General features: G+C 61.6%; 21 protein-coding genes. 11 read left to right on the forward strand and 10 right to left on the reverse strand.

Annotation, left to right across the window (positions count from 1 at the left end; translation table 11 throughout):
* Nucleotides 1-55: 55 nt before the first annotated feature.
* The 5 genes from KP004_RS13750 to xseA all read right to left on the reverse strand — a co-directional run bounded on the left by KP004_RS13750 (nucleotide 56) and on the right by xseA (nucleotide 5848).
* Nucleotides 56-1297: a peptidase MA family metallohydrolase gene (locus KP004_RS13750; protein WP_216799086.1), complete on the reverse strand. Its 1242-nt coding sequence runs from the start codon at nucleotides 1295-1297 to the stop codon at nucleotides 56-58.
* Nucleotides 1290-3227 carry a 1-deoxy-D-xylulose-5-phosphate synthase gene (dxs, locus tag KP004_RS13755; protein ID WP_216799087.1) on the reverse strand — a complete coding sequence of 646 codons (1938 nt, stop codon included), beginning with the start codon at nucleotides 3225-3227 and terminating at the stop codon, nucleotides 1290-1292. The genes KP004_RS13750 and dxs overlap by 8 nt, the downstream gene beginning before the upstream one ends.
* Nucleotides 3228-4112: a polyprenyl synthetase family protein gene (locus KP004_RS13760; protein WP_216799088.1), complete on the reverse strand. Its 885-nt coding sequence runs from the start codon at nucleotides 4110-4112 to the stop codon at nucleotides 3228-3230.
* 55 nt (nucleotides 4113-4167) lie between these two features.
* A complete protein-coding gene (locus tag KP004_RS13765) occupies nucleotides 4168-4395 on the reverse strand; it encodes an exodeoxyribonuclease VII small subunit (protein ID WP_216799089.1) in 228 nt (75 codons plus the stop codon).
* Nucleotides 4396-4471: 76 nt separating this feature from the next.
* The gene (xseA, locus tag KP004_RS13770; protein WP_216799090.1) at nucleotides 4472-5848 is read right to left on the reverse strand and encodes an exodeoxyribonuclease VII large subunit; all 1377 of its coding nucleotides are present in this window, start codon (nucleotides 5846-5848) and stop codon (nucleotides 4472-4474) included.
* 257 nt (nucleotides 5849-6105) lie between these two features.
* On the opposite strand from xseA, the gene KP004_RS13775 reads away from it, so the two are divergent.
* Complete coding sequence (locus tag KP004_RS13775; protein WP_216799091.1) at nucleotides 6106-7479, forward strand: ParA family protein; 1374 nt, start codon at nucleotides 6106-6108, stop codon at nucleotides 7477-7479.
* 236 nt (nucleotides 7480-7715) lie between these two features.
* On the opposite strand, the gene KP004_RS13780 is transcribed toward KP004_RS13775, so the two are convergent.
* From KP004_RS13780 to KP004_RS21585, 3 genes are all read right to left on the reverse strand, one after another.
* A complete protein-coding gene (locus KP004_RS13780) occupies nucleotides 7716-8669 on the reverse strand; it encodes a divergent polysaccharide deacetylase family protein (protein ID WP_216799092.1) in 954 nt (317 codons plus the stop codon).
* Nucleotides 8670-8892: 223 nt separating this feature from the next.
* Nucleotides 8893-9168, reverse strand: a complete 276-nt coding sequence (locus KP004_RS13785) for a DUF2442 domain-containing protein (protein ID WP_216799093.1) — start codon at nucleotides 9166-9168, stop codon at nucleotides 8893-8895.
* A complete protein-coding gene (locus tag KP004_RS21585) occupies nucleotides 9149-9514 on the reverse strand; it encodes a DUF4160 domain-containing protein (RefSeq protein WP_216799094.1) in 366 nt (121 codons plus the stop codon). The genes KP004_RS13785 and KP004_RS21585 overlap by 20 nt, the downstream gene beginning before the upstream one ends.
* A gap of 65 nt (nucleotides 9515-9579) precedes the next feature.
* On the opposite strand from KP004_RS21585, the gene KP004_RS13795 reads away from it, so the two are divergent.
* The 4 genes from KP004_RS13795 to KP004_RS13810 all read left to right on the forward strand — a co-directional run bounded on the left by KP004_RS13795 (nucleotide 9580) and on the right by KP004_RS13810 (nucleotide 13489).
* Nucleotides 9580-9999 (forward strand): bacteriohemerythrin, encoded by a 420-nt coding sequence (locus KP004_RS13795; protein WP_216799095.1) that lies wholly within the window; start codon nucleotides 9580-9582, stop codon nucleotides 9997-9999.
* 197 nt (nucleotides 10000-10196) lie between these two features.
* Entirely contained in the window at nucleotides 10197-10928 is a 732-nt protein-coding gene (ric, locus tag KP004_RS13800) for an iron-sulfur cluster repair di-iron protein (RefSeq protein ID WP_216799096.1), read from the forward strand.
* 477 nt (nucleotides 10929-11405) lie between these two features.
* The gene (locus KP004_RS13805) at nucleotides 11406-12122 is read left to right on the forward strand and encodes a c-type cytochrome (RefSeq protein WP_216799097.1); all 717 of its coding nucleotides are present in this window, start codon (nucleotides 11406-11408) and stop codon (nucleotides 12120-12122) included.
* The gene (locus KP004_RS13810) at nucleotides 12119-13489 is read left to right on the forward strand and encodes a cbb3-type cytochrome c oxidase subunit I (protein WP_216799098.1); all 1371 of its coding nucleotides are present in this window, start codon (nucleotides 12119-12121) and stop codon (nucleotides 13487-13489) included. The genes KP004_RS13805 and KP004_RS13810 overlap by 4 nt, the downstream gene beginning before the upstream one ends.
* 139 nt (nucleotides 13490-13628) lie before the next feature.
* Here KP004_RS13810 and hcp read toward each other — a convergent pair whose 3' ends face one another.
* Complete coding sequence (hcp, locus tag KP004_RS13815; RefSeq protein WP_216799099.1) at nucleotides 13629-15275, reverse strand: hydroxylamine reductase; 1647 nt, start codon at nucleotides 15273-15275, stop codon at nucleotides 13629-13631.
* Nucleotides 15276-15474: 199 nt separating this feature from the next.
* Here hcp and KP004_RS13820 point away from each other — a divergent pair, with 199 nt between their 5' ends.
* Nucleotides 15475-15651 carry a hypothetical protein gene (locus tag KP004_RS13820; protein ID WP_216799100.1) on the forward strand — a complete coding sequence of 59 codons (177 nt, stop codon included), beginning with the start codon at nucleotides 15475-15477 and terminating at the stop codon, nucleotides 15649-15651.
* On the opposite strand, the gene KP004_RS13825 is transcribed toward KP004_RS13820, so the two are convergent.
* Complete coding sequence (locus KP004_RS13825; RefSeq protein WP_216799101.1) at nucleotides 15648-16313, reverse strand: hypothetical protein; 666 nt, start codon at nucleotides 16311-16313, stop codon at nucleotides 15648-15650. The genes KP004_RS13820 and KP004_RS13825 overlap by 4 nt on opposite strands.
* Nucleotides 16314-16897: 584 nt before the next feature.
* On the opposite strand from KP004_RS13825, the gene KP004_RS13830 reads away from it, so the two are divergent.
* From KP004_RS13830 to KP004_RS13850, 5 genes are all read left to right on the forward strand, one after another.
* A complete protein-coding gene (locus KP004_RS13830) occupies nucleotides 16898-18301 on the forward strand; it encodes a cbb3-type cytochrome c oxidase subunit I (RefSeq protein WP_216799102.1) in 1404 nt (467 codons plus the stop codon).
* 12 nt (nucleotides 18302-18313) lie between these two features.
* Nucleotides 18314-19177, forward strand: a complete 864-nt coding sequence (locus KP004_RS13835; protein WP_216799103.1) for a cbb3-type cytochrome c oxidase subunit II — start codon at nucleotides 18314-18316, stop codon at nucleotides 19175-19177.
* A gap of 1 nt (nucleotide 19178) precedes the next feature.
* Nucleotides 19179-19328 carry a cbb3-type cytochrome c oxidase subunit 3 gene (locus KP004_RS13840; RefSeq protein WP_216799104.1) on the forward strand — a complete coding sequence of 50 codons (150 nt, stop codon included), beginning with the start codon at nucleotides 19179-19181 and terminating at the stop codon, nucleotides 19326-19328.
* Between the two features lie 86 nt (nucleotides 19329-19414).
* Nucleotides 19415-19906, forward strand: a complete 492-nt coding sequence (locus KP004_RS13845; protein ID WP_216799105.1) for a c-type cytochrome — start codon at nucleotides 19415-19417, stop codon at nucleotides 19904-19906.
* Complete coding sequence (locus KP004_RS13850) at nucleotides 19903-21126, forward strand: 4Fe-4S dicluster domain-containing protein (protein WP_216799106.1); 1224 nt, start codon at nucleotides 19903-19905, stop codon at nucleotides 21124-21126. Before KP004_RS13845 ends, KP004_RS13850 begins: the two co-directional genes overlap by 4 nt.
* Nucleotides 21127-21134 lie beyond the last annotated feature (8 nt).

The raw sequence follows: 21134 nt of genomic DNA on the forward strand, positions 1-21134 counted from the left end.
TCGCAGCCCACCTGCGCTACTGCCATAGCGGCTGCCCTGACTGATACTATACCACTCACTGTCCTTCGCTGCCCTGCCCCGCTGCCGGCAGTGATTCACGCCACTCGCGCATCACGCCGTCCAAGTCCAGCGCGTAATCAGCCAGCGCCTTTGACACGGCCTTGTTCATGTCCGCACGCTCCCCCAAGTGCTTCAGGATCTCTTGCACGGCATACCAGCCGTAGCGCTGCACCATGAAACTGGTCATCGAAAAGCTCTGCTGGTACGCCATCCAGGCCTGCGCACCTCCCATACCGCTGAAGCCACGGGAGAGATCGGCCAGCGGCAACAGGTGTTTATCCGCGGCACCGGTCAACGGCGGGAGCTTGGGCGCGAACAGTTTGCGACCCTCGATCTCGGCAAGCCCCTCGTTGAACCAGGTGGGGACGTTGCCGTGGGTGAGCTCCGCCACCAATACGTGGGTGAACTCATGGAAGATGATGGCGCGCAGCTGCGGCGTGACCTCGGTGAGGCCTCCCACCGGCAGGCGGATCTTGCCGTCGTAGAGCCCCCCGGACCAGTCCGGGCCGGCGGTGACGCTGCTGTAATCCTTCTTGGTGTAGAGGAGCACCGGGATCCGGGTGGTCGGAAAACGCCCGAGATCTGAGCCGACCGTATTGTAGGCGCTCTCCAGTGCGTCCAGCACCTGGCCGGAAAGCCCGGGAGGGAGCTCGGCGTCGAAACTGAGGTCGAACATGGAGCTGTACCCCTTGTCCATCCTCGATTCAACGGGCAGCTCGCGCTCGGCCTTCTCGATCAACCCGGCCAGCACCTTGTTGGCGGGATCCAGCTCCTTCGCCCGCCGCCAGAGTTCCAGCGCGCCGGGAAGGTCGCCGGTGTCGTAGCTGATCTTGCCGAGGTAGACCAGAGGCTCGCTCCCCTCCCCTGCCTGGAGCAGTTCACTCCGCGCCGCGGCGTAATCCTTGTTGAGGTACAAGGCGATGCCGTGCATGAGAACCAGTTCCTTGCTGTCGGGGATGAGTTCGTGGGACTGCCGGAAGTTTTCCGCCGCCTGGGCGTAACGTCCCGCCTGCAGGTCGCGCTTGGCGAGCTCGCTGTAGGTGAAGGCCAGCTGGTGCTTGAGCTCCTGGTCGTAGGGAAAGCGTGAGGTCGCCGCCTTCAGCTCCTCGATCGCCTGGACGAAGTCCCCCTTGGCGATCAGTTGCTGCGCTTTGGCGCCATAGGTGAGAGGATCGGCGGCGAGAGCGGTGCCGGCGTACAGAAGCAGGGCGAGAAGCAGCGCGCGGCGGTCAGGCATGCGGCTGTTCCGGGACGGCCGGCTGTTCCAACCGCTTGGCCGGCGCGGAGGCCCGGCGCCCTTGGCAGGCCTCGCGGACGGAACGGGCGATACCGGCGGCGTCGAGACCGTAGGCGGCCTTGAGATCGGCCTGTTCCCCCTGCTCCACGAAAGAGTCCGGATACCCCAGGCGGATCACCCGCACCCCGGTCATATCGTGCTCCTCGAGCAGTTCCAGGATGGCGGTGCCGAAGCCCCCCTGGACCACGTTGTCTTCCACCGTGATCAAAAGGCCGGTCCGTGCCAGCTCCAGGATGAGTTCGGTATCGAGCGGCTTCACGAAGCGGGCGTTCATGACGGCGACCTCGATCCCTTCTTCGGCGAGGGCCGCCGCTGCCTGCCGGGCCGACTCGACCATGGTGCCGACCGCGAGGATGGCGCCGTCCTTGCCGTCCCGCAAGCGCTCCCCTTTGCCCACGGCGAGCGGGGTGAGGATCTGGTCCATCGGGACGCCCAGGCCGTTACCGCGCGGGTAGCGCAGCGCCGCCGGACCGTCCAGGGAGAGAGCGGTCACCAGCATGTGCTGCAACTCGTTCTCGTCCTTGGGGGCCATGATCGTGAGGCCGGGGACCGCGCGCAGGTAGGAAAGGTCGAAGACGCCGTGGTGGGTGGGGCCGTCGCTGCCGACCACGCCGGCGCGGTCGATGGCGAACACCACAGGGAGATCCTGCAGGCAGACGTCGTGGCAGAGCTGGTCGAAGCCGCGCTGCAGGAACGAGGAATAGAGGGCGACCACCGGCTTGAATCCTTCGGCGGCGAGCCCGGCCGCGAAGGTGACCGCGTGCTGCTCCGCGATCCCCACGTCGAAGAAGCGCTCGGGGAACTCCTTGGCGAAAGGGGTGAGCCCGGTGCCGTCGGGCATGGCGGCGGTTATGGCGACGACGCGGTCGTCCTCTTGCGCCAGCCGCTTGATGGTCTGCCCGAAAACGCCGGTATAGGAGGCAGCGCCCCCCTTCCCCTTGTGCACCTTGCCGGTCTTGATGTCGAACGGGCCGACGCCGTGGAACAGCGAGGGGTTGGCCTCGGCGGGGGGATACCCCTTCCCTTTCCTGGTCAGCACGTGGATCAGCACCGCGTCGTCGAAGCGCTTCACGTTCTCCAGCGTTTCCAGGAGTTTCGGGATGTCATGGCCGTCGATGGGGCCGATGTACTCGAAGCCGAAGGCCTCGAACAGCATTCCGGGCGTGAACAGGGTCTTCAGCGACTCCTCAGCCCGCTTGGCGATCTTCAGCACCGACCTGCCGAACATGGGGACCCCCTCCAGGAACGCCTCCAGGTCCTTCTTGGCGCGGTGCACGTACTCGCTGGTGATGGTCCGGGAGAGGAGGTTCGAGAGGGCGCCGACGTTCTCGGAGATGGACATCTCGTTGTCGTTGAGGATCACCACCAGGTCCTTGTTCAGCTCGCCCGCGTGGTTAAGCCCCTCGAAGGCGAGGCCGCCGGTCATGGCGCCGTCGCCGATCACCGCCAGCACCTTGTTGCGCGCCTTCTTCAGGTCGCGTCCCACGGCGAAGCCGACCCCGGCGGAGATGGAGGTGGAGGAGTGCCCGACATCGAAACAGTCGTGGGGCGACTCGACCCGCTTGGGGAAGCCGCTGATCCCCCCCTGGGTGCGCAGGGTGCCGAAGCGGTCCTTCCTGCCGGTCAAAAGCTTGTGGGCATAGGCCTGGTGCCCGACATCCCAGACGATCTTGTCCTTGGGGGAATCAAAGACCCGGTGCAGCGCGATGGTGAGTTCGACGACACCCAGGCTCGGGGCCACGTGGCCGCCGTTGGCGGAGCAGGTCTCGATGATGCGCGTGCGCAGCTCCTGGGCGAGCGTCTCCAGCTCGCGCAGCGAGAGCGCCTTCAGTTGACTCGGGTCGGTGATGCCGTCAAGGATGCTAGGCATTTACGATTTCCTTTTCACGATGTACGAGGCGATGGCGCGCAGCGGCTCGGCCCGCTCGTCGAACGAAGAGAGCGCGTCGAGGGCGATCTGCACCAGCTCCTGGGCCCGGGCCTTGGAGGCCTCCAGCCCCATCAGCGCCGGGTAGGTCGCCTTACCTCTGGCCTGGTCGCTGCCGGCGTCCTTGCCCAGCTCCTCCGTGGTCCCCTCGACGTCGAGGATGTCGTCGGCGATCTGGAAGGCGAGGCCGATGGCGTCGGCGTAGCGGGTCAGCGACTTGAACTGCTCCTCGCTCGCCCCCCCCAGGATGGCGCCACAGCGCACCGAGGCGCGGATCAGGGCGCCGGTCTTGTGGGTGTGGATGTAGGAGAGCGTGGCAATGTCGACGTCGTGACGCCCCTCGCTTTCCATGTCGACCACCTGACCGCCCACCATGCCGCGCGAACCGGAAGCGACGGCGATCTCCTGGATCACCCTGAGCCGTGCAGCGGGGTCGCCGCCGGTGCCGTTGGAGAGCAGGATGAAGGCCTCGGTAAGGAGGGCGTCGCCGGCCAGGATGGCGGTCGCCTCACCATATACTTTATGGTTGGTCGGGTTGCCCCTGCGGAAGTCGTCGTTATCCATGGCGGGAAGGTCGTCATGGATCAGGGAGTAGGTGTGAATCATCTCCATGGCGCAAGCCGCGGGCATGACCGCATCGGCGGAGCCGCCGACCGCCTCGCAGGCCGCCAGCATGAGCACCGGCCGTACGCGTTTGCCACCGGCGAAGACCGAGTAGCGCATGGCGCTGTGCAGGGATGCCGGCAGTTCCTTGGCATCGGGAAGGTAGCGCTCCAGCGCCTGGTCGACCAGCTGGCACTTCTGCTTCAGGTATTCCTTAAGATCCATGTGATGGTCTCACTTTCGATGTAGTGGTGTGGAAGATCTGCCGCGGACGCGGGTGCTACTCCTCCTCTTCGAAGGGCCTGGTGGCGAGGCTGCCGTCGCGCTGCTTGATGAGCAGTTCGACCCGCCGCTCGGCCTCGTTGAGCTTCTTCGAGCAGAAGGCGGAATACTTCACCCCCTCCTCGAACGCCTTCAGGGAATCCTCCAGGGAAAGCTCCCCCCCTTCCAGCTTCTTCACGACGTCCTCGAGCTTCTTCAGTGCGGTCTCGAACTTCTCAACGGCCATGCCAACCTCGTGTCCGGGTACTGCCGCGACGGATTAGAAGCGCCGCCGCGTTTAATTATTAAAAAGTGATCGCCTATTATACCGATCGCTCTGGAGCCGTCAAGGATTCACTCTCCCCGCGGCACTTGTCCACCGTGCACAGGGCGAAACCGGCGGCGAAGGAGAGTTCCAGCCGGTCGCCGGGGGCCAGTTGACGGAAGGAGGTGATCACCGAGCGGCCGGGGAGCTTGCGGGCGATGCTGTAGCCGCGGGAGAGTGTGGCGAGCGGGGAGACGGCGTTGAGGGTGCCAGTGGCAAGGCCGACCGTCTCGGCGGCGCAGGCCAGGCGCCGGGTCATGGCGTGGTCCAGGCGCAGCGACAGCGTCGAGAGCCGTTCCGCGTTGCGCTGCAGGGTAAGCGCGGGACTCTGGCGGGCCAGACGCGCAGAGAGAGTGACGATACGCTCCGAGGCGTCGTCGAGGATCAGTCCCGCCTCCCGCACCAGGCGGGCGTCCAGCGAGTCGACCCGCTGCGCGAGGTGGCCGAGGATGCGGCTCGGATCGGTGACGGCGCGGCTCATCGCCGTCACCAGCGCGCGCGAGCGCTCCAGGCGGCGCAGCTGTGCGACCTGGAGCCGGTGGGTGAGCGCCTCCACCGTCGCGGTCAGCTCCTGCTTGCTCTGCACCACCAGTTCCGCCGCGGCGGACGGGGTGGCGGCGCGCAGGTCGGCAACGAAGTCGGCGATGGTGAAGTCGATCTCGTGCCCCACCGCGGAGATTACCGGAACCGTGGATTTATGAATGGCCCGCGCCACCACCTCCTCGTTGAAGGCCCAGAGATCCTCCAGCGAGCCGCCGCCGCGGCCGACGATCATGACGTCGACGTTGCCGGCGCGATTCAGGTCGGCGATGGCCGCGGCGATTTCCTGGGCCGCCCCCTCCCCCTGGACCCGCACCGGTGCGATCAAAAGTTCCACGTTGGCGAAGCGGCGGGAAAGCACGGTGAGGATGTCGCGGATGGCGGCGCCGGTGGGAGAAGTGACCACGCCGATCTTGCGCGGGAGTTTCGGGATCTCGCGCTTGTGCAGCTCCGAGAAGAGCCCCTCCTTGGCGAGGCGTTCCTTCAACTGGATGAAGGCCATCTGCAGGCCGCCGATCCCCTGCGGTTCCATGGTGTCGACCGAGAGCTGGTACTCGCCGCGCGGCTCGAACAGGGTCATGCGGGCGCGCACGAGGACGCGCATCCCGTCGCGGGGGGTGAACTTCAGCGTGCGGAAGGCGCCGCGGAACATGACGCAGCGGATCTGGGCTCCGGGGTCCTTGAGGGTGAAGTAGCAGTGTCCGGACTGGGGGCAAGCAAGGTTGGAGATCTCCCCCTCGACCCAGACCTGGTCGAAGTTCTCCTCCAGGAGGCCGCGCACCAGCGCCGTCAGCGCGCTCACCGTGAGGACCCGCCGTTCCTTGAAAAGTTGCATACGCTACCTCAAAGTCAAAAGCAAACAACGTCAAAAGCAGTTACGCAAAGAACGCAAAGTATCCGCAAAGTGTGCAAAGGGAAAAGACGTTTGGGTAACTTCAAAGAAGACTTTCTCCGCGTCCTTCGCGACTGCTCCGCGTACTTCGCGTAACCGCTTTTTCGTGAAAGAATAAGCGGCGCTCAATGTCCACGTTTCTATCACGCCGCGCTCGCCACTGTCAAACGGGTTGACCGTCCGGGCGTGTCGATGTTAGTATGCGCGCCATGAAAAATTACCCTTATGTAATAACTGTTTCCTCGGAAAAGGGGGGCGTCGGCAAGACGACTCTGGCCACTAACCTCGCCATCTTCCTGAAGGGTCTGGACGAAAATCTGCCCGTGTCGATCTTCTCCTTCGATAACCACTTCACCATCGACAAGATGTTCTCGATCAAGGGGCAGAAACTGAACGGCACCGTGGCCGACCTCCTGCTGGAAACCCGCGGGCGCGACCTGCTGCACACCGGGCAGTACGGAGTCAACTACATCCCCTCCTCCACCACCCTTCCCGAGCTGCGCGGCTCGCTCAAGGGACCGATGGTTTTAGCGCGACTCCTGGCGATGTCCGAGATTCCGGGCATCCTGATCGTCGACACCCGTCCGGACCTCGACGTGATGACCCAGAACGCGCTCTACGCCGCGGACCGGGTGCTGGTCCCGATCAAGGACATGGCCAGCATGGACAACTGCCGCAACATCTTCGAGCTGTTCGACAAACGGGGACTGGACAGAAAAAGCCTGTCGCTCATCCCCTGCCTCATCGACGAGAGGATCAAGTTCGAAGGGATGTTCAAGGACCAGAAGACGCTCCTGAAGGCTTTCGCCATCAACCGCGGCTTCCGCTGCTCCGACATATTCATCTCCAAGAGCCCCAAGGTCGAGAGTCTCAACACCAACCCCGAAGGGAAGATCTACCCGATCCTCACCCACGGGCGCGGCACCGACGTCTACGGCCAGTTCGCGGCGCTGGGGCAGACCTGCCTCAACGAGTTCTACGAGACCGAAGAGCCGCGCGCCATGCTCTATGACAAGTGGCAGCACGAGGAGAACAAGAGAAAGAAAGAGGAATACTTCGGCAGGCTGTCCGGGCTGAAGAGCCAGTGCCTGGTGTGCGGGAAAGAGCTGAGCCAGGAATCGCAGGTTTCCTACTACTGCGAGAGCTCCGACGGCGCCGCCAGCGGCTACATGGAAGCCGATTGCTTCACCGGGTTCCTGGTTTCGACCATCTTCAAGATCGAGCGCCAGTTGCCGCCGGACGATCCGACCAGGCAGATGATCCACCAGACCGCGCTGGAATCGGTGTTCGTGCTGAACCCGGGCATCGGCGACGAGGCGGGGAGCATCGACTTCCACCGTTTTGACCTGAGCGGGAGCGAATTGCTGAAGAAGAAGTACCCGCTGGCCCGCGCCCCCGAGCGTGACGGCTTCTCCGGGATCATGACCGAGACCCTGGCCGGCTACGAAGGCGAATTGCGCGACGCCTTCTTGATGGTTCACCCCGTGAATGGCGACAACCCCGCGTCGATCCTGGTGGACGACAAGTACCGCGAAGTGTCGAAGCTCAAGAAAAGGATCGCGGCACAGCTTTAGAGAGGCAGAAACGGTTCAACGTTCAACGTTCGACAGAGGTCTTCCAGGTCTGCAGCTTTCTCGCTACGGCGCGTCCATAGAGAGGCAGAAACGGTTCAAGGTTCAACGTTCAACGTTCGACAGAGGTCTTCCAGCTCTTCAGCTTTCTCGCTACGGCGCGTTCAGTGGCCGTAGCAAGAGGATGACCGAAGCCAAAGCACTAACTCGAACATTGAACGTTGAACGTTGAACGGCTTCTAGTTGGTCAGTTCCGACGCATGCACAAAGGTGATGCCGCTTTTGGCCAGTTCGGGCATATAGAGCTTCAGGGCTCGCATGGTTGCAGGGTGCGGATGACAGATTGCTATCGCCGCACCCTTTTTTCTTGCTATGGCGGCGGCCTGCGCCAACTGCTTGCCGATCGCACTCTCGTCCTGCACGTTGTCCAAAAACACCTGGCGCGCCGCACACTTCATCCCCAGCGCCTTCGCCTCGCGATACCCCACCGAGGTCGGCGAGGTCTTGCTGTCCACGAAGAAAAGTCCCTTCTCCTTCAATATCTGCAGCACGACCTTCATCTTTGCCGCGTCCTGGGTAAAGCGCGACCCCATGTGGTTGTTGGCGCCCACGACATGGGGCACGGTGGCGAAATAGCTCTTGATCCGCCCCGCGATCTCCGCATCGTCCATGGCGACCAGCACCCCTATCGACTCCATCTTCTGTTTGGGATACCCCTCCGGCTCCATCGGCATGTGCACCATCACCTCGGCCCCTGCGGCGTGGGCGCCTTCGGCCACCTGCTTGGCGTGCGCGAGGCTCGGGATGACCGAGTAGGTGAGCGGCTGCCCAATCGACTGCAGCGTCTTCAACTCCTGCATGCTGGTTCCCATGTCGTCGATGATGATGGCGAGACGGCCGGGACCGGTGGCCTTAGGCAGAGCTGCCGGATGCGGCTTGGCTACCGGAGCCTGGGCGGTCGAAACCTGCTGCTGCACGGGGGCCGGCCTCTCGGGCATCGGCTGGTGCTTGGTCGCGCCTGCTGTCGCCTTCGGCGCAGGTTGAGAAGGGGGAGCCGGCTTCTTGAAATGCTCCAGGAGGAAGAAAGCGGCAGCTATCAGTACCGCGACTATCAGAAGTGCCATGAGCGGCTTGCGTCCACCGCCGCCGGGAGCAGGCTTGCGCCTGTTTACCGCCTTGCCTTTTCTTGTCAAAACTACCTCCACCGGGACGTCGCCTGGCATTGCCGCGACCGCCCCAAGACATCAGTGCCGGCTCTTTCAGGGCTCCGGCACGTTTTAATGTGAGATAGCATGATGCACTGCGACATTGCAAATACTTTGCAAAAGGAGAGAAGCAGAGAAAGGGGACTGGCTCCGCCAGGTGCCTGTCCCCCTTGTGTTTGGGGAGAAGGTGACTGAGTTGAAAGGAGCGTTCTTAGTTCATCAGGGAGGGCAATGGGAAGTTTCCGGCTACTATACCGGGGACAGTAATGTCTTCGTCGAGTTTCTCCCACCGCAGGGCGAAACCGTTCAGGCGTATTGTGACTTCCTTGAGCTCTTCGTCGGATGCCTTCGCCAGCAGTGGAAAACGGTTCGCGGGGAAGCCGATGATCCTGCCATCTGTTAGTTCCACGAATACGGTCCGCTGCTCGGCCCATGCCCTGACCGCCGCAGGCTCGACAACTTCGTCATCAACGCTTATGGATTTCATAAAATTTCTCCAGAAACAGCTCCTTGTTCTGGTAGACCGTGCGCTCTATATCGCGCAGGATCAAAGGAGAAACACCCTTGTTCCTTGCCAACCGTATTGGTTCCAGCCAGAACTTGCACTCACCGTCCGGCGTTTCCACATGGATATGAGGAGGCTCTTTCCCCTCGTCGGAATAAAAGTGAAAGCGATATGTGCCACTTCTTAGAACAGTCGGCATGGCGACCTTCCAGCAGCGAGTTGGACACTGATGCACTATAGCGAAGCGGGGATTTTCTGTCAAATTTTCAAGGGGTTCGTCTCTTCTCGCTACGGTGGGCACCGAAAGCTGCTCTTCCAGCATCAACATTAAAGAGATTGATTAAGCCATACGGAGGATGTATAAAAAGTTCCAACTGTCTCAGGAGGATGAACATGCTGGTCCAGTGGAGAGACGATCTCAGCATCGGGATGCTGGAGATCGACGTTCAGCACAAGCTTCTTTTCGATAAGTTCAACGCCTTCGTCAACGCCTACCAGTCCAACCAGGATACGGACGAGATAATGCGCATGTTCTGGTTTCTGGAAGCCTACGCGGTCACGCACTTCAAGGAAGAGGAGAAGCTGATGCAGCAGGTCCGCTATCCCGACTATGAGAAACATCGGGAAAAGCACCTTGCCTTCATCGACCAGATAAACCAACTGAAAGAGCGCCTGAAAGCGGAGGGACTCTCCCAGGGTGTGGTCAACAACATGACCAGCTTCATCACCAGTTGGCTCATCGAACACATCTCCACCATGGACCGCGCCATCGGCCGCTTCGTCAACAACTCCGCAGCCCCCCCCCTGCCCTGACCGTCGCCGCGTCCGCACCGACACCGGTGCCCCCGGCGACCGGAAACTTTCCGTCCCCCAATAACTCACACTTTTTGATCTGGATCATGCTCTAAACCGCCAATGGTGTTACCATGGGTTCAAAGGGGGCAGCACAAACGCCCCGCAACGCCTGAACCGGCCGCTCTGCCGTCAAGAGCCGCCAAGGGAGCGACACCATGGAAAAAACAAATCCGGATCCTGCTGAAACAAACAACTTGGAAACCGTAGGTTCGGTGGTCGCCAGGGATTTTCGCACCGCCGAAGTCTTTGAAAAATACGGCGTCGACTTCTGCTGCGGCGGCAACATGCCGCTGGCGCAGGCTTGCCGCGAAAAAGGGATCGATCTCGCGGTACTGCTGCGCGACCTCGAAGCGGTAGCGGCCCGCCCGCTGGAGCGCAGCCAGAACTACGACGCCTGGGAACTTCCCTTCCTGGCCGACTACATCGTCAACGCGCACCACAGCTACCTGAAGGAAAACATCCCGACCATCGCGGCGTATGCCAACAAGATCGTGCAGGTGCACGGTCCCAACCACCCCGAGGTAGTGCAGATCGCCCAGATCTTCGAAAGGGTGGCGGCCGACTTGATGCAGCACCTGGAAAACGAGGAAGGGCAGCTCTTCCCCGCCATCAGGAAGCTCACCGAACTGGAGAAGGAAGGTGGCGCACGGAACCCCGAAGAGATCAGGAAGCTGAAGGCAGTCCTCTCGGAACTGGGTCACGAGCATGACGAGGTGGGAGCCGCGGTGCACGAGATCCGCCGGCTTTCCAAGAACTACGCCGTGCCCGCCGACGCCTGCAACACCTTTATGGTCACCTATCAGAAACTGAAAGAGTTCGAGGACGATCTGCACAAACACGTCCACCTGGAGAACAACATCCTGTTCCCGAAGGCCGGGAAGCTGTAACGTTAAAGCAGTTACGCAAAGGACGCCAAGTAGGCGCGAAGCACACGAGGGAAGCGAAAAGATTTTGTTGTTAAACCTAAAGTCTCTCTTTCCGTTCTTTGCGGATACTCAGCGTTCTTTGCGATACCGCTTTGAAAGGCAGTTACGCAAAACAAGATGGGATAGCTAACACAAGGAGTCCACGAATGACCGTCATAGTAGCAATGTTCGCCTTTTCCTGGTTGGCCCTGGCGGCCGTCTCGCTCTGCCCCCTGAGGCAGCGCAAAGATGATTAACATGCCGCAGCCAGCCCCACATTAGCTTCTCCCCCCAAAAAACGCCCGTACGCGGAAGGCCCCGAAAACGGATCACCACAATCCTTTCGGGGCCTTATTTATGCCGCCGTGTTGACAACCACCCTCCTCACGGTATCCTTCCTGCTGTCAATCATTAGAGCAATCCAAGAATTCTCATCAACCACGGCAAAAGGAGGGCGGTATGACCGGAAAAACAGCCCGGCTGATCTTCTGGGTGGGAACCCTCACCTCGGCAGCGATTTTCCTCTGGCAAACCTACGACTTCCACATGCAGACCCCCAAGTTCACCCACACCGACAAGCTCACCGAACAAGTAGTGGCCGGCAAGAAGGTCTGGCACAAGTACAACTGCAACGACTGCCATACCATCCTCGGCTTCGGCGGCTACTACGCGCCCGACATGACCAAGGCCTTCTACCGGCTCGGGGAGAACAACATCGCCTCCATCGTGCAGCACCCGGACGTGATGTACAAAAACTCCTTCCGAAAGATGCCTCAATTGGGCGTCAGCGAGACCGAGACGAGGCAGCTGGTCAGCTTCCTGCGTTGGGTGGGCGATATCGAGAACCGGCACTGGCCGCCTCAGGACGAGAAGTTCGTGGAGGCGTACAAGCTGCGCGAGTCCCAGCCCCAGAAGCTGGACAAGGTGCACCTGGTGCTGCAGGCGTGCGGCGGCTGCCACACCTTCGAAAACCAGGGACGCAACGTGGGCGGCGACCTGACCACCATCGCCAACCGGATCACCTACGATCGCCAGACGCTGATCAACTACATGATCAACCCGCAGTCGGTGCGGCCGGGAGTCGCCATGCCGCCGCAGGACGTGAGCCCGCAGACGGCGGCCATCATCGCGGACTTCATCCTGAGCCTTAAGTCCACCAAGGAGGTGAGCAAATGATGCTGATCGAATACCAAAGCCAGCGGGTGTCGCTGTGGTACTTTCGTCTCGCCCTGGTGCTTTTCATACTGCAGGTGATCATGGGGCTGTGGCTCTCCATCAACTACGCCTTCACGCTGCCCCAGGAACTGGTCAACGTCTTCCCCTTCTCCACCGCCCGCGAGATCCACACCAACGTGCTGGTGGCCTGGATGCTGTTGGGATTCATGGGAGGGACCTACTATATCCTCCCCCCCGAGTGCGGCCGTGAGCTCTACAGCCCCAAGATCGCCTACGCCCAGCTCATCATCTTCGTCGCCGCCGCCGTCACCGCGGTGGTCGGCTTCCTGTTCGGCTGGACCCGGGGCAAACCGCTTTTGGAGATCCCCTTCCCCCTGAACGCACTGATCGTGGTCGCCGCGCTCCTCTTCATCGCCAACGTCGCCATGACCATCATCGAGTCCAAGGAGAAGTCGGCCCTGCAGTGGATGCTGCTGGGCGGCGTCACCTTCCTGGCGGTCATGTACCTCTTCGGCATGCCCTTCTACAAGAACCTGAACACGGATTATTACTACTGGTGGTGGGTGATCCATCTCTGGGTGGAAGGGGCCTGGGAGGTGGTGACCGCGTCCATCGTCGCCTACATCATCATGAGGGTTACCGGGGTGGACCGTAAGGTGGTGGAGAAGTGGCTCTACGTTGAGACGGGTCTTTTCCTTTTCACCGGCATCGTCGGCACCGGCCATCACTACTACTGGATCGGCGCGCCCGACTACTGGATCTGGTGGGGCGGCATCTTCAGCGCCCTGGAACCGCTCCCCATCGTGCTCATGGTGGTGGACACCTGGATGCACGTGCGCGAACGCAAAAACCCCATCGTCAATCCGCTCACCTGGTACTACATCATCGGTCTCGCCATCTACCACCTGGTCGGCGCCGGTCTTTGGGGCTTCATGCACACGCTGCCGCCGATCAACTACTACACCCACGGCAGCCAGGTCACCGTCTCGCACGGCCATCTCGCCTTCTTCGGCGCCTATGCCCTGTTGAACCTGACCATCTTCTACTTCGCCATGCCGCGCCTGAAGGGGATCAACAAGTACCAGGACCGGCTGGGCAAATGGGGCTTCTGGATCACCACCATCGGCATGTTCATCCTGGGGCTCGTGTTCGGCATCGCCGGCATCCTGCAGACGTACCTCGAGCGTTTCCTGGACATCGGTTACAGCACCGCGCACTTAACCATGATGTTCTGGTTCCGGGTCGCCTTCGGCGTCGGTCTCGTCTTCCTTGCCGGCGTGATCATCACCGTGTACCACCTCTTCACCATCAAGCCCTCCAGCATCCCGCCCCCCGAGCCGGTGGTGACGCCCGCCGCCAACATCTGACCAACGGTTAAAGACGAAAAAAAAGGCGCCAGGTCTGCCCAGACCTGGCGCTAAAGGAGCTACATCTGCTCTGGTGCTGCGTGCTGCTACTGCAAAGGGGACCGGCACCTGCGGAGCCGGTCCCCCCCACTTCGGTTTATTACGCGAGGCTCGCTTTCAGGTCTGCGTCGACGCTGCCGATCTGGCCGATGTTGAAGTTGTCGACCAGGAACTGCAATACGTTGGGCGACAGGTACGCCGGAAGCGCGGGCCCCAGCTTGATGTTCTTCACACCCAGGTACAAGAGCGACAACAGGATGACGTGTGCCTTCTGCTCGTACCAGGAAAGGATGAAGGAGAGCGGCAGGTCGTTCAGCCCGCAATTGAAGGCACCGGCCAGGGCCGAGGCGATCTGTACGGCGGAGTAGGCGTCGTTGCACTGGCCGACGTCCAGAAGACGCGGGATGCCGCCGATGTCGCCAAACTCGAGCTTGTTGAAACGGTACTTGCCGCAGGCAAGGGTCAGGATGACGCAGTCCTTGGGCACTTTCTCGGCAAACTCGGTGTAGTAGTTACGGCCGCTCTTCGCGCCGTCGCAACCGCCGATCAGGAAGAAGTGCTTCACCGCCCCCGCCTTCACCGCCTCGATCACCTTGTCCGCCACACCCAATACGGCGTTGTGGCCGAAACCGGTCAGGATCTCCTGACCCGGAGCGTCAGGCATGTCGGGACATTCAAGGGCCTTGTTGATCACCTCGTCGAACTTGTAACCGGTCAGGTGCTTGGCGCCGGGCCACCCCACTTCGCCCCAGGTGAACAAGCGGTCCTTGTAGCTGTCCGCCGGACGCTGGATACAGTTGGTGTTGAAGATGATGGCGCCGGGGAAGTTCGGGAACTCCTTGGCCTGGTCCTGCCACGCACCGCCGAAGTTGCCGTAGAGGTGCGAGTACTTCTTCAAGCCCGGGTAGCCGTGGGCCGGCAGCATCTCGCCGTGGGTGTAGATGTCGATCCCCTTCCCTTCGGTCTGCTTCAAGAGCTCTTCGAGCATGCGCAGGTCGTGGCCGGAAACGAGGATGCCCTTGTTCTTGCGGGTGCCGAGCTGGACCTTGGTCGGGACCGGGTGCCCGTAGTGCTCGACATGCCCGGTGTTCAGCATCTCCATGACCTTGATGTTCAGCTTGCCGCACTCCATGGCGATGCCCACGAAATCCATGAGCCCCTTGGTGGTGTCGGTGGTGGCGGCAAGTGCGCTGTGGAAGAAGGCGAACACCTCCTCGTCGGTCTTGCCGAGGATGAAAGCGTGGTTCGCATAGGCGGCCATACCCTTCAGGCCGTAGATGATGATCTCGATGGCGGAGAGGATGTCGGGGTCGCTGTGCTGGCTCTTCACGCCGTGCTCCTGCCCCTGCGCCACCAGCCCCTCCAGGTTGTCGGCGATCACCCACGCGGCCGGGCCGTCGTTAATGGCGGGAGCAGCCGCGCCGTTCTTCGCGCGGTAGGCGCTCTCGTACAACGCCTTCACCTGTTCCTTCAGGTCATAGCACTTCCTCAGCTTACCCGCCAGCTGCACCGGATCGAAATCGACGTTGGTGACGGTGGTGAAAAGCCCCTCGATGAGGAACATGTCGGCGACGGTGTTGCGCGCGTCCAGCGCCCTTGCCTTGTCAGCGTAAATGGCCAGCCCCTTGAGACCGTACATCATCAAGTCCAGTAACGCGGCGACCTCGGGATTCTTGCCACATACCCCAACTACCTCGCACCCGGTTCCTTTGGCGGCCTGCTCACATTGACGGCAGAACATCGACATACTGATTCCCCCTTTTCTATTGAAGTCACTAGGAAAATTCGAAAACTGATTTACTATATCTGGAAAGATTTCCATTTCAATAGCAGTCGAGCCAAAATTTGAATTAAATCAAGCTAATACAATAAACGAGCTTTCTCTGAGCCAGAAGGATGAACGGCAAAGACAGGTCAATGCCTGTCGATGCCTCGGGAGTCGACAGATGGGAAAGGACAGCAAGACGCTCTGCAAGTGGGATAAGGACGAGATAAAGGACAACCTGAAAGAACTCAAGAAGATCGTCGCGGAGCCGCGCTACGTCTGCAAGAAATGCGGCCGCGCGGCAAAAAAAGAGGAACACCTTTGCAAGCCCGAACCTCTGGATAAGAAGGATGGCTAGGACGCCCCCTTCGCTTCACCGGGGGCGGGGCCTTCGTTGAGCCACTTCATCATGACGCTGCTCATGGGATTGCGCCTGCGGAATTCGTTGCGCACGAAGTCCATGAGCCGGTTTAACAGGTCCTCGAACTGCGCCCATTCCCTCTTCAGGTCTTCGACGGCCGAGGTGTTCTGCGGGTCCCTCTGTACCCGGTGCAGCAGTTCCTCCAGGCGCTCCTGGGCCGCTTTCTGCTGGGTCAGGAGGTCTTTCCCCGTCCTGGTGAATTCATCCGAGAGAAAGAGGCTCTGCTTCTGGAAGATCTCCGAAAAACTCTCGCCGGTGCCCCTTATGGTCCTCAACTGTTTCTCCGCCTGGGTCCGCTCCCCCTGCCCTATCGAAGCCAGGAATTCCCTCCCCAGCCGCAACTGGTCGATGAGGGTGGCGTAGAGCCTCGCCAGGGCATCGGATTTGTTCTCCTGCTGGACGATCTGCTCGCAAAGCCCCTCCCGGAACAGCTTCAGGGCCCGCTCCGCCTCGCCCTGCATGCGCACCCGGAAATCATGGCAACTCTGCTGGGTCACCTGCCTGATGAAGAAATTGACGGCCCAATAGGTCGCCCCTATCCAGATGACAAGGAGTGTGGCACCGGCCGCACAGTAATAGATCAGTTCGCTGGTACTCATATGACTCCTCCGGACGGGATCGCCCTCTATTCTGCGGGGGGACCGACGTCATCAACCTTGGCAAAGGGATCCGCTTCAGTCAACAAGGGACATCCTGCTACCTTGTCTATCGGCATTTCTGCAGGTTTCTGCAGGTAAAAGAGGGGGGCTCAGACACAAAATGCAAATCCCCCCTGGCCCCCCTTTGACAAGGGGGGGACGTTGAGGGGGGGGACTGGCTCCGCCAGGTGCCTGTCCCCTTTTGGTTATGTCCCCTTTTGGCTAGAGAAGATCGCTGAGCTGAAAGGTGCGTTCCGCTAAAGGGACAGGCACCTGACGGAGCCTGTCCCTTCCTCTGGAGAACCTAAATGACGCCGTATACAGGGGGAACGCTTGCTAAATGCCGATAACAACTTAAACTGACACTTTGTTATTGTACGATCATTGGACGTTACTCTGACACACTCCTTGCCTCAATCAGACAAAATCACGGCAGTTCCGATATTTATGACTTAGGCTTGCGACTACTAAGCGACGGGCTCCGATACTGCAGACCCGTCGTTCATATGTCGCGGCACTGATCCATTCATCTCCAGGAGGACGGCATGAACCAACAGGAAGGGTATGCTGACGACATCGTCAAAGGGTTTGTGATCTGGAGCATGGTATGGGGGCTGGTGGCCGTGCTGGTCGGCGTCTTCATCTCGTTCCAGATCGCCTTCCCGCAGCTCAACTTCCCCCCCTACCTCACCTACGGCCGGCTGCGCCCGATCCATACCAACGCCGGGATCTTCGGCTGGGGCATCGGCAGCTTCATGGCCTTCTTCATCTACATCACCCAGCGCCTGACGCGAACGAGCCTGTGGAGCCCCGGGCTGGCCAAAGCCCAACTCTGGCTCTTCAATGTGGTGATCGCGCTGGCGGCGGTCACGCTGGCGATGGGGATGAACCGCTCCAAGGAATACGCCGAGCTGGAATGGCCGGTGGCGAGCCTGGTGGTCGTGCTTTGGGTCATCTTCGCGGTGAACATCGTGATGACCATCGTGAAAAGACGCGAGGAGCAGATGTACATCTCGCTCTGGTACATCCTGGCCACGCTGGTCGGGGTCGCCGTGCTCTACCTGGTCAACAACGCCTCCATTCCCGTCTCGCTCACCAAGTCCTACTCTGCCTACGCGGGCGCCAACGACGCCAACGTGCAGTGGTGGTACGGGCACAACGCGGTGGCGATGGTGCTCACCACGCCGCCTCTGGCGATCTTCTACTATTTCCTCCCCAAGGCGACCGGGGTCCCCATCTACAGCCATCGCATGGGGGTGATCGCCTTCTGGAGCCTCATCTTCATGTACCTCTGGACCGGGGCACACCACCTGCTCTGGGCGCCGGTGCCGGACTGGGTGCAGACGCTCGCCATGGCCTTCTCGGTGATGCTGATCGCCCCCTCCTGGGCCGCGGTCTTCAACGGCTACTTCTCCATGAACGGGCAATGGCACCAGATGCGCGAGAACTACCTGGTCAAGTTCCTGATCTTCGGCATCACCTTCTACGGCCTGCAGACGCTGCAGGGTCCGTCGCAGTCGGTCCGCACTTTCTCCGCCTTCATCCATTTCACCGACTGGGTGCCGGGACACGTGCACATGGGGACGCTCGGATGGGTCTCCCTGGTGCTCTTCGCCGCCATCTACTATACGATCCCCAGGCTCTACCACACCGAGATCTACAGTATCGGTCTGGCCAACGTGCACTTCTGGCTGGTCCTGACCGGGCAGCTCATCTTCTCCATCACCATGTGGATCGCGGGGGTACAGCAGGCGGCGATGCTGAACGCCACCAACCCGGACGGCAGCCTGCACTACAGCTTCATCGAAACCCTGGTGGAACTCTACCCGTACTGGCACATGCGGGCCTTGGGCGGGGTGATCTATCTCGCGGGGCTCCTCGTCTTCCTCTACAACATCTACCAGACCATCGCCGGCGCCAAGACCCAGGCCGTGGCGCAAAGAGCCTAGGGAGGAGACGCCATGATAGAGAAGAAACCGATCATATTCCTGCTCCTGGCCACCGCCACCATCCTGGTCGGCACCATCATCACCATGGTGCTCCCTTTCCGGTGGATCAACGACCCGAAGCTCGCCATCGCCTCGGTGAAGCCGTACACGCCGCTGCAGCTCGAGGGGCGTGACATCTACATCCGCGAGGGTTGCAACAACTGCCACACCCAGACCGTGCGCCCGCTCCTCTCCGACACCGAGCGCTACGGCGAATATTCCAAAAGTGGCGAATTCGTATACGACCAGCCGTTCCTGTGGGGCTCACGCAGAAACGGACCGGATCTCGCGCGCATCGGCGGCAAGTACCCCGACGCCTGGCACGTGAAGCACATGAAGGACCCGCGCGCCATGGTGCCGCGTTCCAACATGCCCTCCTACGACTTCCTGAACCGGCCGCTCGACACGAGCCTCTCCGAGAAGAAGATGAAGGCCCTCAAGTTCCCGTACACCCAGGCGGACCTCGACGCGCTGAAAGGCAAGAGCGAGATGGACGCCATCATCGCCTACATGCAGAAGGTGGGCAACGACATCCCCTGGAGAAAGACCGGCAAGGCCGAGGTGCTGGGCGAGTTGAAGAACCCGTTCCAGGACAACATGAGCGTCCTCCCCGAGGGACAGAAGCTCTACGCCGAGCACTGCGCCCAATGCCACGGCATCGAGCTGAAGGGCGAGGTGGGGCCGGACCTGCGCGACATGGACCAGCCTGACTCCAAGGTGTTCGCCACGGTGTACAGCGGCATCGCCGCGGGCGGCATGCCGGCCTTCGGCGACACGCTGGGCAAGGAGCGGACCTGGAAGGTGGTTACCTACCTGAAATCCGTGCACAAGCACTGATATGGACGGCGCCAGCATCTACTACCTGGGGGTCACCCTGATCCTGTTCCTGGTCTTCGCCGCCATCGTGGTGCGCACCTACAGCCGCAAGCACCGGGAAAAGGGGGAAGAGCCCAAGTTCCGCATGATGAACGACGACAAACCTAAGTAAGAGGACCATCTTGAGACGTAGGAAGACGAAGGGGACAGGCACCTACGGAGCCAGTCCCCGCTAAAAAGCGAGCAAAGGAGGACGCGATGTCCGACGAAAATAAAGAGTACGACGGCATCAGGTACCGGGCGGAGAAAAGCTCTCCGCTGGTGTTCAGGATCCTGTACTTCGGGCTGTGGGCCTGGGGGATCATCTTCATGGCCTACTACCTGTTCAGCGGCTGGAGTTCCTACGGCGAGTTCGACCAGATCAAGAAGGCCAAGGAGGCGCGCCTCGCCGTACAGCAGGAAAAGGGAGCAGCCGGACAGGCGGTTCCGACCAGCAAGGAAATCAAGAGCACCGACCTCGCCGAGGCAGGGAAGAAGGAGTTCGCCGCCCGCTGTGCCTCCTGCCACGGCGCCGACGGCAAGGGGGGGATCGGCCCCGACCTGACCGCCAAAAAGTACAAGTACGGCAGGACCGCCCCCGAGGTGACCGCGAGCATCAGTGACGGGCGCCCCGGCGGCATGCCCGGCTTCAAGAACGAGCTCTCCGGCGACAAGATCCAGGGGCTGGTCCAGTACGTCCTGTCGCTTTGAAATCGGTCCCGCTGAAGAAGTGGCGCATCGCCCCCTGGCGTAAGGGGGCGCAGTGGCTGACGACCCTGCTCACCCTGGTGATCCCGTTCATCCGTCCCGGCGGCGAATCGCTGCTGCGGCTGGACGCGGGTACCAGGACGCTCCTCTTCTTCGGGGCCAAGCTGCGCATCGAGGAGTTCTACCTGCTCCTCATCGTGGTGCTGATGCTGGTCTTCGCCTTCCTGTTTGTGACCATGCTCTTTGGCAGGGTCTGGTGCGGCTGGCTCTGCCCCCAGACCACGCTGGCTGATCTCGCCGACTGGTTCGAGGCCCGCACCCGGGCGCTCCCGGCGCTGCCGCGGGGCGTGCTGAGGCAGCTGTGGCATCTCGCCCTCTCGGCGCTGGTCGCCGCCAACCTGGTCTGGTACTTCATCGACCCGCCCGATTTCTTCGGGAGGGTCGCGGCGGGACAGCTGGGCGCGGTGGCGGGGATCTCGCTGGCCGCAACGGCGCTGGTGGTGTACGTCGACCTCGCTTTCGTGCGGCGCCGGTTCTGCAAGAGCGTCTGTCCCTACGGTCGGATCCAGTTGATGACCATGGAGCGCGGCACGCTCACCCTGGAGTTCGACCCGGAGTTGAAGGGTGTCTGCCTGCGCTGCGGTGCCTGCGTCAAAGCCTGCCCCACCGGGATCGACATCCGCGACGGGCTGCAGATCGAGTGCATCAACTGCGGCCGCTGCCTGGACGCCTGCCGGGACGTGTTCGCCAAGCGCGGCACCGGCGGGTTGATCCACTACACGTTCGGACCGCCGGGCGCCGACGGGTCGCGGCCGGTGAACAAAAAGGCGCTCCTGCTGGGGGGCGTGCTCCTGTTGCTGGCGGGGCTGCTGGTCGCGGGGGTCGTCACGCGCAGGGAGGCGACGCTCAAGGTGCAGCGCGCCGAAAGCGGCGAGGTGAAGCGTCTGCCGGACGGCTCGCTGGTGAATTTCTATTCCGCCTACCTGGAGAACCGCGGCGGCATGTCCCGGAGCTTCACACTTGAGGCGGCGCCCCTGCCGGGGTACCGGGTGGAGCTGGTGGGCCCGGTGCGGGGCCTGGAACTGGCCGGCAACGCCAACAGAAAGATCGGGTTCGCCCTGAAGCTCCGTCCCATGCCGACGTCGGGGATGCAGGTAGAGCTGAAGCTCATCTCCGGCGGCAAGGTGGTGGCGACCAGCCCGCTGCCGGTAGCAGTGCAGTAAGAACAACC

Source organism: Geomonas oryzisoli (assembly GCF_018986915.1).
GTDB lineage: Bacteria > Desulfobacterota > Desulfuromonadia > Geobacterales > Geobacteraceae > Geomonas > Geomonas oryzisoli.

Excerpts from the sequence above, each read along its gene's own strand:
- KP004_RS13750 (WP_216799086.1), bottom strand. The coding sequence starts at position 1,297 with ATGCCTGACCGCCGCGCGCTGCTTCTCGCCCTGCTTCTGTACGCCGGC.
- dxs (WP_216799087.1), bottom strand. The coding sequence starts at position 3,227 with ATGCCTAGCATCCTTGACGGCATCACCGACCCGAGTCAACTGAAGGCG.
- KP004_RS13760 (WP_216799088.1), bottom strand. The coding sequence starts at position 4,112 with ATGGATCTTAAGGAATACCTGAAGCAGAAGTGCCAGCTGGTCGACCAG.
- KP004_RS13765 (WP_216799089.1), bottom strand. The coding sequence starts at position 4,395 with ATGGCCGTTGAGAAGTTCGAGACCGCACTGAAGAAGCTCGAGGACGTC.
- xseA (WP_216799090.1), bottom strand. The coding sequence starts at position 5,848 with ATGCAACTTTTCAAGGAACGGCGGGTCCTCACGGTGAGCGCGCTGACG.
- KP004_RS13775 (WP_216799091.1), top strand. The coding sequence starts at position 6,106 with ATGCGCGCCATGAAAAATTACCCTTATGTAATAACTGTTTCCTCGGAA.
- KP004_RS13785 (WP_216799093.1), bottom strand. The coding sequence starts at position 9,168 with ATGAAATCCATAAGCGTTGATGACGAAGTTGTCGAGCCTGCGGCGGTC.
- KP004_RS21585 (WP_216799094.1), bottom strand. The coding sequence starts at position 9,514 with ATGTTGATGCTGGAAGAGCAGCTTTCGGTGCCCACCGTAGCGAGAAGA.
- KP004_RS13795 (WP_216799095.1), top strand. The coding sequence starts at position 9,580 with ATGCTGGTCCAGTGGAGAGACGATCTCAGCATCGGGATGCTGGAGATC.
- ric (WP_216799096.1), top strand. The coding sequence starts at position 10,197 with ATGGAAAAAACAAATCCGGATCCTGCTGAAACAAACAACTTGGAAACC.
- KP004_RS13805 (WP_216799097.1), top strand. The coding sequence starts at position 11,406 with ATGACCGGAAAAACAGCCCGGCTGATCTTCTGGGTGGGAACCCTCACC.
- KP004_RS13810 (WP_216799098.1), top strand. The coding sequence starts at position 12,119 with ATGATGCTGATCGAATACCAAAGCCAGCGGGTGTCGCTGTGGTACTTT.
- hcp (WP_216799099.1), bottom strand. The coding sequence starts at position 15,275 with ATGTCGATGTTCTGCCGTCAATGTGAGCAGGCCGCCAAAGGAACCGGG.
- KP004_RS13820 (WP_216799100.1), top strand. The coding sequence starts at position 15,475 with ATGGGAAAGGACAGCAAGACGCTCTGCAAGTGGGATAAGGACGAGATA.
- KP004_RS13825 (WP_216799101.1), bottom strand. The coding sequence starts at position 16,313 with ATGAGTACCAGCGAACTGATCTATTACTGTGCGGCCGGTGCCACACTC.
- KP004_RS13830 (WP_216799102.1), top strand. The coding sequence starts at position 16,898 with ATGAACCAACAGGAAGGGTATGCTGACGACATCGTCAAAGGGTTTGTG.
- KP004_RS13835 (WP_216799103.1), top strand. The coding sequence starts at position 18,314 with ATGATAGAGAAGAAACCGATCATATTCCTGCTCCTGGCCACCGCCACC.
- KP004_RS13840 (WP_216799104.1), top strand. The coding sequence starts at position 19,179 with ATGGACGGCGCCAGCATCTACTACCTGGGGGTCACCCTGATCCTGTTC.
- KP004_RS13845 (WP_216799105.1), top strand. The coding sequence starts at position 19,415 with ATGTCCGACGAAAATAAAGAGTACGACGGCATCAGGTACCGGGCGGAG.